12 protein-coding genes are annotated in these 12,375 nt (G+C 76.3%); 4 read left to right on the top strand and 8 right to left on the bottom strand.

What is annotated here, in order from left to right:
- Positions 1 to 19 precede the first annotated feature (19 nt).
- Positions 20 to 604: an RICIN domain-containing protein gene (locus C0216_RS17325; RefSeq protein WP_114056159.1), complete on the bottom strand. Its 585-nt coding sequence runs from the start codon at positions 602 to 604 to the stop codon at positions 20 to 22.
- 131 nt (positions 605 to 735) lie between these two features.
- Between C0216_RS17325 and C0216_RS17320 the strand changes: the two genes are divergently transcribed.
- Positions 736 to 1,371, top strand: coding sequence for a LuxR C-terminal-related transcriptional regulator (locus C0216_RS17320; protein WP_114058733.1), 636 nt, complete (start codon positions 736 to 738; stop codon positions 1,369 to 1,371).
- Between the two features lie 72 nt (positions 1,372 to 1,443).
- On the opposite strand, the gene C0216_RS17315 is transcribed toward C0216_RS17320, so the two are convergent.
- The 3 genes from C0216_RS17315 to C0216_RS17305 form a co-directional block, all read right to left on the bottom strand.
- On the bottom strand, positions 1,444 to 1,857 hold the full coding sequence (locus C0216_RS17315; RefSeq protein WP_114056158.1) for a rodlin: 414 nt from the start codon (positions 1,855 to 1,857) through the stop codon (positions 1,444 to 1,446).
- 136 nt (positions 1,858 to 1,993) lie between these two features.
- Complete coding sequence (locus C0216_RS17310; RefSeq protein WP_114056157.1) at positions 1,994 to 2,923, bottom strand: virginiamycin B lyase family protein; 930 nt, start codon at positions 2,921 to 2,923, stop codon at positions 1,994 to 1,996.
- A gap of 160 nt (positions 2,924 to 3,083) precedes the next feature.
- The gene (locus C0216_RS17305) at positions 3,084 to 4,781 is read right to left on the bottom strand and encodes an ABC-F family ATP-binding cassette domain-containing protein (RefSeq protein WP_114056156.1); all 1,698 of its coding nucleotides are present in this window, start codon (positions 4,779 to 4,781) and stop codon (positions 3,084 to 3,086) included.
- A 116-nt stretch (positions 4,782 to 4,897) separates the two neighbouring features.
- Between C0216_RS17305 and C0216_RS17300 the strand changes: the two genes are divergently transcribed.
- Positions 4,898 to 5,563 carry a TetR/AcrR family transcriptional regulator gene (locus C0216_RS17300; protein WP_114056155.1) on the top strand — a complete coding sequence of 222 codons (666 nt, stop codon included), beginning with the start codon at positions 4,898 to 4,900 and terminating at the stop codon, positions 5,561 to 5,563.
- A gap of 33 nt (positions 5,564 to 5,596) precedes the next feature.
- A complete protein-coding gene (locus tag C0216_RS17295) occupies positions 5,597 to 6,511 on the top strand; it encodes an oxygenase MpaB family protein (RefSeq protein WP_114056154.1) in 915 nt (304 codons plus the stop codon).
- A 134-nt stretch (positions 6,512 to 6,645) separates the two neighbouring features.
- On the opposite strand, the gene C0216_RS17290 is transcribed toward C0216_RS17295, so the two are convergent.
- The 4 genes from C0216_RS17290 to C0216_RS17275 all read right to left on the bottom strand — a co-directional run bounded on the left by C0216_RS17290 (position 6,646) and on the right by C0216_RS17275 (position 10,772).
- The gene (locus C0216_RS17290) at positions 6,646 to 7,041 is read right to left on the bottom strand and encodes a C40 family peptidase (RefSeq protein ID WP_246042592.1); all 396 of its coding nucleotides are present in this window, start codon (positions 7,039 to 7,041) and stop codon (positions 6,646 to 6,648) included.
- 328 nt (positions 7,042 to 7,369) lie between these two features.
- Positions 7,370 to 8,386 (bottom strand): TolB-like translocation protein, encoded by a 1,017-nt coding sequence (locus C0216_RS17285; protein ID WP_114058732.1) that lies wholly within the window; start codon positions 8,384 to 8,386, stop codon positions 7,370 to 7,372.
- Positions 8,387 to 8,430: 44 nt separating this feature from the next.
- Positions 8,431 to 9,723: an MFS transporter gene (locus tag C0216_RS17280; protein ID WP_114056152.1), complete on the bottom strand. Its 1,293-nt coding sequence runs from the start codon at positions 9,721 to 9,723 to the stop codon at positions 8,431 to 8,433.
- Between the two features lie 161 nt (positions 9,724 to 9,884).
- Positions 9,885 to 10,772, bottom strand: a complete 888-nt coding sequence (locus C0216_RS17275; RefSeq protein ID WP_114056151.1) for a glycosyltransferase — start codon at positions 10,770 to 10,772, stop codon at positions 9,885 to 9,887.
- 457 nt (positions 10,773 to 11,229) lie between these two features.
- Here C0216_RS17275 and C0216_RS17270 point away from each other — a divergent pair, with 457 nt between their 5' ends.
- A complete protein-coding gene (locus C0216_RS17270) occupies positions 11,230 to 12,360 on the top strand; it encodes a Gfo/Idh/MocA family protein (RefSeq protein WP_114056150.1) in 1,131 nt (376 codons plus the stop codon).
- Positions 12,361 to 12,375: the final 15 nt, after the last annotated feature.

The raw sequence follows: 12,375 nt of genomic DNA, 5'->3' as shown, positions 1-12,375 counted from the left end.
GCGCCGCCGTTCACCGGATTCAGGCCGCGGCCGCCCGGCCGAACTGGTCGTAGTTGTAGACCCCCGCGTAGACGGGGCTCCAGGCGGACTCGCCGGCCCCGCAGGCGCCCAGCACCACGGGGGACCGCCGGCCGGTGTCCCGCAGGCACTGGCCCGAGGTCGCCTCGACGAGCTCCCAGCGGTCCCCGGCGACCGGGGAGTTGCGCCAGGTGAAGACACCGCAGCCGCTGCCGGTGCCGACGACGAGCGGCGCACCGGGGACCGCGCCGCCCTGCGGCGTGAGGCAGTACACCCCGAAGATGCCGATCGCAAAGGTGCCGTTGCCGCCCTGGTGGAACGTGAACCGCTGGTGCAGGGCGGTCTTGCAGTCGAACGTCTGGATGACCTTCCCCGGAGCGGGCCGTCCGCCGCCCTGCATGTCGAGGCACTTCCCGCTCGGCGGCTTCAGGGTGTACGTGTAGGCGCTGCGGAAGCTGGTGGTGTAGTACACCCCCGGGTCCGCGGAGGCCGACGCCGAGGCCGGCGCCGGAAGGAGCAGGACGAACAGGCCTGCGAGCGCGGCCAGCAGACCGCCCCCGCCCCACCGAACAGACTTGCCGGTCACGTGATCTCTCCTGTCTCAAGACCTTCTTGACGCCCTGAAGGTAGCGAGATCAACTGATCACCCGGTACCCGCCCATTCAGGGGGGTATACCACCGGGGGGTTCGTTTGCGGGGGTGCGGGTGGACGGCGCGGTGACCGGCGCGGTCACGGTGGCGGCGGTCGACGACGACCGGATGCTGCTGGACGGACTGCGCTCCTGGCTGGCCGGGACAGACCGGCTGCGGCTGCTCGCCGCGGTCCCCACCGTCGGGGACCTCCTCGCCGGGCCGGGCCGCACCGCCGAGGTGGTGCTCCTCGACCTCCTCCTGCGCGACGGCTCCGTACCGGAGGACAACGTGCGCCGGGTCCGGGCGGCCGGCCCCCGGGTCCTGGTCATCAGCACGGTCGCGGACCGCCCCCGGATCGTCTCCGCGGTCGCCGCGGGCGCCGACGGCTACCTCACCAAGGACCACGACCTGCCGACCCTGGTCGAGGCCGTCGCCGCCGTGGCCGCGGGCGGCACGGCTCACTCGCCCGAACTGGCCTTCGCGTGGGTCCACGACACGGCCGCCGACCGCCCCAGGCTGGCCCCCCGGGAGCTGGAGGTGCTGCGGTACTACGCCTCCGGGCTGACCCTCAAGGCGACGGCCCGCCGCGCCGGCATCAGCCCCAACACGGCCAAGTTCTACCTGGACCGGGTGAAGGAGAAGTACCGGGAGGCGGGCCGCCCCGCCTACACGAAGATCGACCTGGCCCACCGGGCCCGCGAGGACGGCCACGCCCCCTGACGGCGGCCGGCCCCGGCCCCGGCCCCGCGTGGTGCGGGGCGGGACCGGGGCCGGGTGCGCGGTGGGCGCGCCTCAGCTGCCGGCGGAGAGGTTGCCGGAGAGGACGGGGATGTTGCTGAGGATGTGCGAGAGGGACTCGTCGCCCTTGGCCTGGGTGGAGTTCTCGGCGCACTGCTGGTTCATCGGGTTGGACAGGACGTTGACGTCCTGGACGCCGACGTTGGCCAGGATGGCGACCAGCGACTGCGCGTTCACCTTCACCGGCACGCCGAGGCACGGCTTGTTGAGCGAGCCCTGCACCAGGGAGGCCTGCGGGCTCATCGCGCCCTCGGTCTTCTGGTTGCCGTAGATCTGCGCGGCGTTGTTGCCGTTCACGGTGTTGATGCCGTTGTCGTTGCCGATGGCCATGGCCGGGGTGGCCAGAGCGGCGCCCGCGCCGAGGAGGGAGGCGGCGACGACGACCGTGTTGGCGGCCTTCTTGAGCATCGTGTTCCTGTTCGTAGTGGGGGTTGCTGTTGCCCGTGCATGCAGTGCAACAGCGCAGCGGGGGAGAGGTTGCGCGCCACCACCCGCAGGAGTGACCGGGGCCCGCCCGCCGGTCGACGGGTGACCCGGCCGCGCCTCACGCTCCGGCCGGGTCGAGGCGGGCGATCGCGCCGTGCTCCAGGGCCGCGTACAGGGCGCCGTCCGCTCCGAAGGCCAGGCCGTGCGGCTCGCTGCCGGTGCCGGGCAGCTCGTACGCGGCCGCCCGGCCCTCGGGAGAGAGCCGGCCGATGCGGCCCGTCGCCCACTCGGTGAACCAGTACGCGCCGTCCGGGCCGGCGGTGACGGCGTGCGGCCGGCAGCCCGGATCGGGCAGCAGGAACTCCCTGACCTCGCCGCCGGTGGTGATGCGCCCGATCCGGCCGGCGGCGATCTCGGTGAACCACAGGGCGCCGTCGGAGCCGGCCGTCAGACCGACCGGTCCGCAGTCCGGATCCGGCAGCGGGTACACGGAGAGGTCGCCGCCGGTGGTGATCCGGCCGACGGCGCCGGCCCGGTGGAGGGTGAACCAGAGCGCCCCGTCCGGCCCGGCGGCGATGAAGGCGGGGAAGGCGTCGGCCTGCGGCAGCGGGAACTCGGCGACCTCGCCGCCGGTGGTGATCCGCCCGATCCGCCCGGCCGCGGACAGGGTGAACCAGAGCGCCCCGTCGGCGCCCGCGGCGATGCCGTACGGAGCGGCGGCAGGCCCCCGGCCCGCGGCGGGGAGGGGGAAGGAGCGGACGCAGCCGTCGGTGGAGATGCGGCCGATGCGGTCGTCCCGCATGCGGGTGAACCACAGGGCGCCGTCCGGGCCCGCGGTGATCAGCGAGGGCCCGCAGCCGGCGTCGTCGAGCGGGAACTCCTCGACCGCGGCCGGGCCGCCGCCCGAGAGCCCGGCGGCGGGCAGCCGGGCGATCCGCCCGGCGTGGACGAGGGTGCACCACAGGGCGCCGTCGGGGCCGGCGGCGAGCGCGTAGGGGCCGGCCGCGGGATCGGAGACGGGGAAGGTGCGCAGACGGGGGGAGGCCATGCGGGGCGAGCCCTCCTCGGGGCGGGGGACGGTTGCGGGGGCGGTTGCGGTGCGGGCTGCGGTGGTCCGGTGCAGGGCGGCTTCCCTTCGGCTCGGTACGGGCGGACGCGCCCGGGCGGACGTTCCGGCGGGCCGTACGGATGCGGACGGCCCGCCGGGTTCACGCCGGCCGGGCCATCGGCTCGCGCAGGCGGCGCCCGGGCCGCGCGGCGGCACGGGCGGCAGGCGGGGCGGCGGTGAAGCCGGGCGCGGCAGGGGCGAGTTCGAGTCGGTCGCCGCGCCAGCGGGCGTGCAGCGCCCGGTCGTGGCTCACGAGGACCACCGCTCCGGCGAAGGAGGCCAGTGCCTCCTCCAACTCCTCGGCCAGCGCGGGGGAGAGGTGGTTCGTCGGCTCGTCCAGCAGGAGGACGTCCGCCGGTTCGGCGAGGAGCCGGGCGAGCGCCAGCCGCTGCCGCTGCCCCGCCGACAGGGATGCGGCGGGCACGTGCAGCCGGTCCCGGTGGAACAGGCCGAGCGCCAGCAGCCGCTCGGCGTGCTCCTCGGCCGTGCCGGGGCGGCCGTCCGCGTACGCGGCGAGCAGGGTGCGCCCCCGCGGCCCGGCAGGCGCGTGCTGGGCCAGGAGGCCGGTCCGGCCGTACCGGTGCACGCGCCCGCCGTCCGCGGGCACCGTGCCGGCGAGGACGCCGAGGAGGGTGCTCTTGCCGGCCCCGTTCGGTCCGGTAACGAGGAGGCGGGCGCCGGCGCCGACCGTGAGGCAGACCGGCGACAGCCGCCTGGCGACGTGCACCGCTTCGGCGCGCAGCAGCTCGCCCGGCCGGCCGGCGCCGCGGGGCAGGGCCGGGGTGAAGGACAGCGGGTCGGGCGGGGCGGGCACCGGGCGGGCGAGCAGCCGCGCGAGGCGCTCCTCGGCATTGCGGACCCGGCTCGCCAGGGACTGCTGCACCCGGCCGGCGGCCCGGTCGTAGGCCATCTTGTTCCCGTCCTTGACCGCCCTGCCCGGGGCGACGCGGCGGGCGGTGGTCGCGGCCGTCTCGCGCAGCCGGGCCACCTCCTCGGCCCACTGCCGGTGCGCGTCGGCGCGGCGCTGCCGGTCGGCGGCGCGCTGCGCGAGGTAGCCGGCGTAGCCGGTGCCGTGGCGGGTGGCGGTGTGCCGGTCGCCGTCGACCTCCAGCAGGGCGGTGGCGACCCGTTCGAGGAAGGCGCGGTCGTGGGAGACGGCGACCGTGGTGCCGCGGCGGGCGCGCAGGTGGTCCTCCAGCCAGGCGAGGGCGGAGCCGTCGAGATGGTTGGTGGGCTCGTCGAGCAGCAGGACTTCGGGGCCCGCGGCGAGGAGGGCGGCCAGGCGGAGGCGGACCTGCTCGCCGCCGGAGAGGCCGCCGACGGCGCGGTCCCGGGGGAGTCCCGCCAGGCCGAGGCCGTGCAGGGCGCGTTCGAGGCGGGCGCCGGCCTCGTAGCCGCCGCGCAGTTCGAAGGCGGTGAGGAGGTCGGCGTACGCGGAGAGCACGGCGGGTTCGTCGCCGGCGCCTTCGGCCATGCGCGCCTCCAGGCGGCGCATGTCCCGCTCCATGGTGCGGAGTTCGGCCAAGGCGCGGTCGACGACCTGCCGGACGGTCAGGTGCGGCGGGAGGTGCTCCTCCTGGGGGAGGTGCCCGATGCCGCCATCGGCGCGGGCGATGACCTCGCCGCGGTCGGGGCGCTCCGCTCCGGCGAGGAGGCGCAGCAGGGTGGACTTGCCGGAACCGTTCTCTCCGACGATGCCCAGGCGGCTGCCGGCGGGCACGGAGCAGGTGACGGAGTCGAGGACGGTGCGGCCGTCGTAGGCCTTGGTGACGTCAAGGGCGGTGAGCTGTGCGGTCACGGAGCGGCTCCAGGGGGTCGGGGAGGGGCCGGGCGGGGGCGGCGGCGCGGCGGGGGGTGCGGGGAGTGAGCACGGGAAGCTCCTTAAATCGACGAATGTTGCGTTAGGATGCTGCCATGGAATCCGGCACCTCCGCAAGCAGCGATCCCGGCCCCGGCGCACCCGGTGCCGCGCCCGATGCCGTTCGGCCCGTGCGCCGCCGCACCGGCGGCCGCAGCGCCCGCGTCCGCACCCAGGTCCTCGAAGCCGTCGGCGCGGTCCTCCTCGAAGCCGGGTACGACGGCCTGACCGTCGACGCGGTCGCCCTCCGCGCGGGCGTCCACCGCACCACCGTCTACCGGCGCTGGCGCGACGTGGGCGGCCTCCTCGCGGACCTCCTCGACGCCGCGGCCGACGACACCTGGACGCCCCCGGACACGGGCTCCCTGGAGGGCGACCTCACCGCCCTCAACCAGGAGGTCTACGACGCCCTCGCCGCCGGCCCCGGCCTGACCGCCGCCCTGATCGCGGCCTCGTTCCGCTCCCCGGAGGCCGCCGGCGCCCTCAGCCGGTTCTGGGAGGACCGGTACGCCCGCTGCGCCGTACTCGCCGACCGCGCCGCCGCCCGCGGAGAGCTCGGCCCGCCCGCCCCGGGGGCCGGCGGGCTCCGCGCCCTGCTCGTCACCGCCACCGCCCCCGTCTACCAGGAACTCCTGCTGCTGCGCAGTGCCCCCGACCCCGGCCTGCCGCGCCGGGCCGCCCGGGCCGCCGCCGCGGCCGCGCGCGCCGGCGCCTTCTCCTGACCGGGGACCACCGCCCCGGGGGATAATGCCCCCATGGGGCGGCAGTGGCGGTCCGCCGTCGCACACACCAGGACCCGCATGGGCGAGGCGCTCTTCCGGCGGGTGGCGGGACCGTCCGGCCCGGAGAACCGGGACCGGATCCACCTCACCCCCGGCCCGCGCTGGTTCCCCGCGGACGGGCCTGTCCAGCGCGTCCACGCCGACGCCGCGCTCTTCGTCGGCGGGCTCGCCGCCCTGCTCCTGCAGTCCCTGCACCCGCTGGCCATGGCGGCGGTCGCCGAGCACTCCGACTACCGCGAGGACCCGTGGGGACGGCTCCAGAGCATCAGCACCTTCCTCGCCTTCACCACCTACGGCACCGCCGAGGACGCGCAGCGCGCCGTCGACCGCGTCAGGGCCGTCCACCGGACGGTGCACGGCACCGCGCCCGGCGGGGAGCCGTACACGGCCGCCGACCCGGTCCTGCTGGAGTGGGTGCACGACGCCGAGGTCAGCTGCTTCCTCGGCGCGCACCAGCGCTACGGGGCCCGCAGGCTCGGCCCGGCCGAACAGGACGAGTACGTCGCCGGGATGGCGCGCGTGGGCGCCGCGCTCGGCGTGCGGGAGCCGCCCTGCACCGTGGCCGAGCTCGGCGCCCGCCTCCGGGCTTACCGCCCGCAGCTGCGCGGCACCCCGCAGGCCCGGGAGGCGGCCCGGTTCCTGCTGCGCCGCCCGCCGGTGCCGTGGCCGCTGCGGCCGCCCTACGCGGCGCTCGCCGCGGCCGCCGTGGACCTGCTCCCCGAATGGGCCCGCGCCGAGCTGGGACTGCGCCCGAGGCTCCCGTTCGAGCGCAGGTGCATCCGGCTGGCGGGCGGCGCCGCCGTACGGCTCGTCGGCTGGGTGCTGCGGGCCCCGCCCGGCACGCCGCGCCGCCCCGGTCACGGGCGGTCCGCGCCCCGCTCCGGATGAGCAGGGGGCGTCGGCACGGCCAACACCGCGCCGTGTCGGGTGCCATGGGCTCACGCATCCCGGCGGCTGCCGAACAGCGGCGTTTTCGGGCAGGGATGCGCCACGGCGTGCGGGCGGTTACGAGGGGGGTGCGGTCAATTGGCCCGGCTGTAGCGGGCCTTGCTCGTCCAGATGCGTTCGAGCCGTACGCGGGTGCCGGGCCTGGGCGCGTGCCAGATCTTGTTGTGGCCGGCGTAGATTCCCACATGGCTCATCGTCGCCCCCTTGGGGAAGAAGACGAGATCGCCCGGAGCGCGCTGGCGGCGCGAAATGTGCTGCGTGCTGTCGTATTGCTGGTCCGCCGTGCGGGGGAGTTTCCGCCCCGCCTTCCGGAAGGCGTAGAGCGTGAGGCCCGAGCAGTCGAACTGCCGGGGTCCGGTGGCGCCGTACACGTAAGGGGCGCCTTCCTTGGACGCGGCCACCGCGACGGCTTTCGCGCCGTACGGGGAGGCCGCGTGGGCCGGTGTGGCCGGTACGGAGACGGTGGCCACCGCCACTATGAGGAAGAAGGCGCACCCCTGGGGGGCTCGACGTCCTGCAATGCGGCCTCCGTACGGCCTCGGTCTTTCCACTCCGGCGTTCGTCAATCGTGATCCCTTCGCATTCATGTTGAACAGCCACCGCTTTCCACGGCAGTTCATCGAAGTGACATGCGTAACGGCTCCCGACGAGCGCCCATTGTTCTCCGACGTACGCGCAGGCGCTGTTTTCGGACACGCCCTGGAATATCTCGGTTGGGTAAAGGAGCGGGTGTAAGGGCGGATCATATGACCGGCTGCGGGCGCCGTTCGAGTGGCGGAAGGCACCGATCCGCCTCCGTCACGAGACGGGGCGGCTCGGCGAGGAGGCCGCAGGCGCCAGCAGGCGCGGTTCACCCGAACCGTCCGCCCGCACCGTCCACAGGTCCGTCGTGTCGGCCGCATCGCCGGCCGGGAGCCCGTACGCCAGCGTGCGGTCGTCGAGCCACAGCGCCTGGTCGTCCACGCTCCGCTTCTCCGCAAGCGGCTGCTCGCGCAGCGTCCGCAGGTCGAGCACGTGCTCGCGCCACAGCGAAGCCCCCCGCTGCACCCGCTTCTTGTAGGCGATCCGCGTCTCGTCCGGCGACAGCGACGGGCACTCCACGTTCCGGGCGAGGGCCGTGACGCTGCGCCGTGAGATCGAGCCCCTGACCAGGTGCGCCTGCCCCGCCGTGGCCAGCGTGGCGTAGAAGGTGTCGTCGTCCCTGCTGAACGTCACACCCCAGAAGTTCACGTCCGCCGCACTGTAGGGCCGGCCGTCCATCGTGATGGAGAACTTCTCCAGGTCCGGCTCCAGCGCGCCCGTCCGGGTGTCCGCGATCGCCGTCCGGGTCGAGAAGAACGCCGAACCGTACGACTCCCCGCTGACGAAGACCGTCCAGGCGGCGAACCGCCCGCTGGGGGACATCCGCGCCCGCGAGGGCGTCCCCGCGAGCGGGAAGCTGCGGACCGGGCGCAGCCCGGAGTCCACTATCACGGCCCGGTTGTCCTGCGCGAGCGCCCCCGGGGCGGAGCTCAGGCACACGCCGGTGCCGCCCGCCGCATGGAACCGCCGGCAGGTGAGCCCCGACGCGGTCCGCGCGGCCCGCGGCTCCCCGCCGGGCACCGACACCACGGCCCCGAGGTGCGGCCCCGGGGCCCCGTTGACGAAGACCAGCCTGCCGCCGCCGTCCAGGGCGACGCTCCCCGGGGCCGCGACCGGGTCGCCCGGCCGGGTCTGCCCGGCGCGGTCGGCGGCGCGCAGCACGACCGCCGTGCCGGCGCCGCCGAGGAGCAGGACGGCCGCCAGGAGGAGCAGCAGCCGGCGGGAGCGGGTCATGGGGTTCCTCGGGGTGCTCGGGATCAGGGGGCGGGGGAAGGCGGTCAGGGGGCGGAGGGCCGGCGCCCGCGGCCGTCGGGGCGGAGCGCACGCCAGGCGAACGCCGCACAGCAGCACAGGCCGGCCGCTGCCGCGGCGAGCGCCGTACCGCCGCCCCACACCGTCCACGCGGCGCCGAAGGCGAGGGAGCAGCCGAAGCGGGCCAGCGCCTGGCCGGTGCCGACGAGCGCCATTCCGGTGGCCCGCAGGCCGTCCGGCACGGCCCCGGCCACCGCTGCCGGGAGCACCCCGTCGGTGGCGGCGTAGAACAGGCCGTGCAGCCCCAGCACCAGCAGCGGCAGCGCCTGCCAGTCGGGCGCCCACAGCAGCAGGCCGTACGCGGCGAGCAGCAGGGCGTGCCCGGCCAGGAAGACCGCACGGCGCCCGATCCGGTCCGCGAGCGCCCCCGCGGGCACCGCGAGCAGCAGGAACACCGCCGCCGTGCCCAGCGGCAGCAGCGGGAACCACCGCTCGCCCAGGCCGGTGCGGTCCTGGAGCAGCAGGTACAGGAAGGCGTCGCTGACGGTGGTCAGGCCCAGCAGGGCCGCGCACACCGCCAGGGACCGCAGCCGCGGCCGCCGCAGCAGCGCCGCCGCCTCCCGCAGGCCGGGCCCGCGCGGCCCCGCCCCGCCCGGCCGGACCGCGGATCCGGCGCCGGGCACGGCCGCCGCCCGCCCCGACGGGACGAACAGCACCAGGACGACGACGCCCAGGGCGGCGACGCACGCACTGACCCCGAACACGGCGTCGTACCCGCCGACGGCCGCGCTCAGGACGAGGAACGCCGCGAGGGGACCGAGCAGTGCCCCCGTGGTGTCCATCGCCCGGTGTACGCCGAAGGCCCGCCCCTGCGCCCCCGCGGGCGCGGCCAGGGAGATCAGCGCGTCCCGCGGGGCGGTCCGCAGCCCCTTCCCGGTCCGGTCCAGGGCGAGGACCAGCGCCACCGGGCCCAGGCCGTGTGCGAACAGCAGCAGCGGCTTGCACACCGCCGACAGGGCGTACCCGAGGCCCGCGACCAGCTTGTGGCTGCGGACCCGGTCCGCGAGGTGCCCGCCGGCCAACTGCACCAGCGCGCCCACCCCGTTGTAGACGCCGTCGAGCGCGCCGAACCCGAGCGGACTCAGGCCCAGCCCCGCCACCAGGTACAGCGGCAGCACGGCCGCGACCATCTCGGAGGACACGTCGGTGACCAGGCTCACCGCGCCCAGCGCGAGGACGGTCGGGGCAGCGGCCCGGCGCCGGGCGGCGCCGCCTGCACCCTTCGCGCCGGCGGGCGCGGAGCGGTCCGCGAGGTACATGCTGTACGGCTCCTGGGGCCGACGGGATCTGCGTCACTCGTGCGTACGGTCGCACCCTAGGCGACCGGCGGGCGCCGTGCGGCCCCGACGGATGCAATGGCCAACGGGCCTTCCCGAGGCCGGATTTCGCCTCCCGAGGCGGCGGCCCGGCCCGCGTGCGCTCAGCCCTCGCGGCTGCTCTCGTCGCGCAGCCAGGTGGAGAAGTCCCCCGCCCGGATCGCCCGGCGCGCGCCGCGGCGGGCGGCGACGGCCGCCACCAGGAACACGCCGACCGCCGGCAGCAGGCCCGGTTGCGCCCGGACCAGCGCCCGCAGGTCCGCGGTCCCGGTGCGCGCGGACGGCGCGGCCCCGCCGCTGCCGCCCCCGGCGGCGCGCGCCGCCGCCTGGGCCCGCTCCAGCTCCGCCGAGGAGGTCGCCGCCCTGATCCGCCGCCTGAGCAGGTCGCCCCACGTGCGCGGCGGGCTGACCACGACCCGCGCCTCCTCGACGATGCGCCGCTCGGCGGGCGCGAACGCCAGCGACGCCGCCAGGTCGTCCGCCATCACCGGCGGGAGCGCCGCGATCCGCGCGTGCCCCTGCTCGGTCACCGCGATGACCCCACGCCCGAACAGCCCCTCCCGGACCGCCGGGAGCAGCTGCCACACCCGGTAGTAGGCGCGCACCGCCCAGGCGCAGCCCGCCAGCGGCAGGTCCCGGCCCGGAGCCGCCGCCAGCACCCCCCGCCCGTCGGCCAGGGCCGCCTCCAGCGCCCGTACGTCCGCCGCGCGCAGCACGACGTCCGCGTCGACGTACAGCCGGGGGAAGCCCCTGGCGTGCTCGTCGCCGAGCCGGAGCGCCCCGTGCTTGCCCGGCGCCGGCGTCTGCACCACCCGGACCCGGGGGCCGCGGGCGCCTGCCACTGCGGCGGTGTCGTCGGTGCACCCGTTGCAGACCACCACGATGTCGGGCCCTGGGCCCGCCCCGGCGGCAGCGGCGTCCGACAGGAGCGCGTCGAGGAGGCGGCCGATGACCCGGGCCTCGTTGTGCGCCGGTATCACGATGCTGGTCACTCCGCGAGTATGCCCACGCCCGCACACCGGTGCCGGGTGTTTCCGCCAACTCCCCCCGCACGCAAGGCCCGTGGTCTAGATTGAACGCAGCCGGCCGGACCGGGCGCGCCAACGGCAGCGCCGCAGTCCGGCCGCATCGGGGAAGTTGGGGAACGATCGGTTTCGGCGGCTCGGGGGAACGGGCCGTCCGATTCCGGGGCCGGGCCGGCGCGAGGGGTGCCGGACGGCCGGGGGGCAGGGGAAACGCGGGAACACCGCGGCCGCGGAAGCACACCGCAGCCGCGTGGCCCCGCGTCGGCATCGGCCGCGGGGGGTACCGCCGTCGAACGGGTCGCGCACGGGCCGCACAGGCGTCCGGCGTGCCCGCAGGCGGGCACGGCACCCCCTTCCTTCGCACGCCACCCGGCCATGGGTCGTCGACACGCCAGCCGGGCGTGCGCAGGGAAGGGGAACCACCGTGAAGGGCACCGCCAAGGACACCGCCCAGCAGCAGGCCCGGGAGGCCGCGCCGGACGGGGCGCCCGCCGGCCGGGAGCCGGCGCCGCACGAGCCGTTAGGCGTCGCCGTCGTCGGCGCCGGATACTGGGGACCCAACCTCGTACGCAACTTCCAGGCCAGCCCCGCCTTCCGGCTCCGCTGGCTGTGCGACCTGGACGCCGACCGCGCCCGGAAGGTGCTCGGCGGCTACTCCACCGTCCAGGCCACCTCCGACTACGCGGCGGTCCTCGCCGACCCCGCCGTCGACGCCGTCGCCGTGGCCACCCCGGCCGGCACCCACCTCGACGTCGCCCTCGCCGCCCTCCGCGCAGGCAAGCACGTCCTCGTGGAGAAGCCCCTCGCCGCCACGTACGAGGACGGGCTGCGCCTGGTCACCGAGGCCGAGGACCGCGGCCTGACCCTCATGTGCGACCACACCTACTGCTACACCCCGGCCGTGGCCCGCATCCGCGAACTGGTCCGCTCCGGCGAGCTCGGCGAGATCCAGTTCGTCGACTCCGTCCGGATCAACCTCGGCCTCGTCCAGAGGGACGTGGACGTCCTGTGGGACCTCGCCCCGCACGACCTGTCCGTCCTCGACTCCGTCCTCCCGGACAACGTCCGGCCCGTCGCGGTGGCCGCCCACGGCGCCGACCCGATCGGCGCCGGCCAGTCCTGCGTCGCCTACCTCACCCTCCAGCTCGACACCGGCGCGATCGCCCACGTCCACGTCAACTGGCTGTCCCCGGTGAAGGTCCGCACCACCATGGTCGGCGGCTCCAAGCGCACCCTCGTCTGGGACGACCTCAACCCCTCGCAGCGCGTCGCCGTCTACGACCGCGGCGTCGACCTCACCGCCCCGCAGGAACTCCGCGAGGACCAGCGCCGCGACGCACTCGTCTCCTACCGCACCGGCGACATGGTGGCCCCCGCCCTCAGCGAGAAGGAGGCCCTGCGCACCATGGTCGAGGAGTTCGCCGCCGCCGTCCGCCACCGCCGCCCGGCCCTCACCGACGGCCGGGCCGGCCTCCGGGTCCTCGACATCCTCGAAGCGGCCTCCCGCAGCCTCGCGTTCCACGGCGCCGTCGTCGGCCTGCGCACCGGCCGCTGACGGCCGCCGCACGGA

This window comes from Streptomyces globosus, from assembly GCF_003325375.1.
In the GTDB taxonomy this organism is placed as follows: Bacteria; Actinomycetota; Actinomycetes; order Streptomycetales; family Streptomycetaceae; genus Streptomyces; species Streptomyces globosus_A.
The sequence above is the reverse complement of the archived record's forward strand: the minus strand, read 5'-3'. Positions and strand labels throughout refer to the sequence as shown.

Excerpts from the sequence above, each read along its gene's own strand:
- C0216_RS17300 (WP_114056155.1), top strand. The coding sequence starts at position 4,898 with ATGGAATCCGGCACCTCCGCAAGCAGCGATCCCGGCCCCGGCGCACCC.
- C0216_RS17280 (WP_114056152.1), bottom strand. The coding sequence starts at position 9,723 with ATGTACCTCGCGGACCGCTCCGCGCCCGCCGGCGCGAAGGGTGCAGGC.
- C0216_RS17295 (WP_114056154.1), top strand. The coding sequence starts at position 5,597 with ATGGGGCGGCAGTGGCGGTCCGCCGTCGCACACACCAGGACCCGCATG.
- C0216_RS17315 (WP_114056158.1), bottom strand. The coding sequence starts at position 1,857 with ATGCTCAAGAAGGCCGCCAACACGGTCGTCGTCGCCGCCTCCCTCCTC.
- C0216_RS17310 (WP_114056157.1), bottom strand. The coding sequence starts at position 2,923 with ATGGCCTCCCCCCGTCTGCGCACCTTCCCCGTCTCCGATCCCGCGGCC.
- C0216_RS17285 (WP_114058732.1), bottom strand. The coding sequence starts at position 8,386 with ATGACCCGCTCCCGCCGGCTGCTGCTCCTCCTGGCGGCCGTCCTGCTC.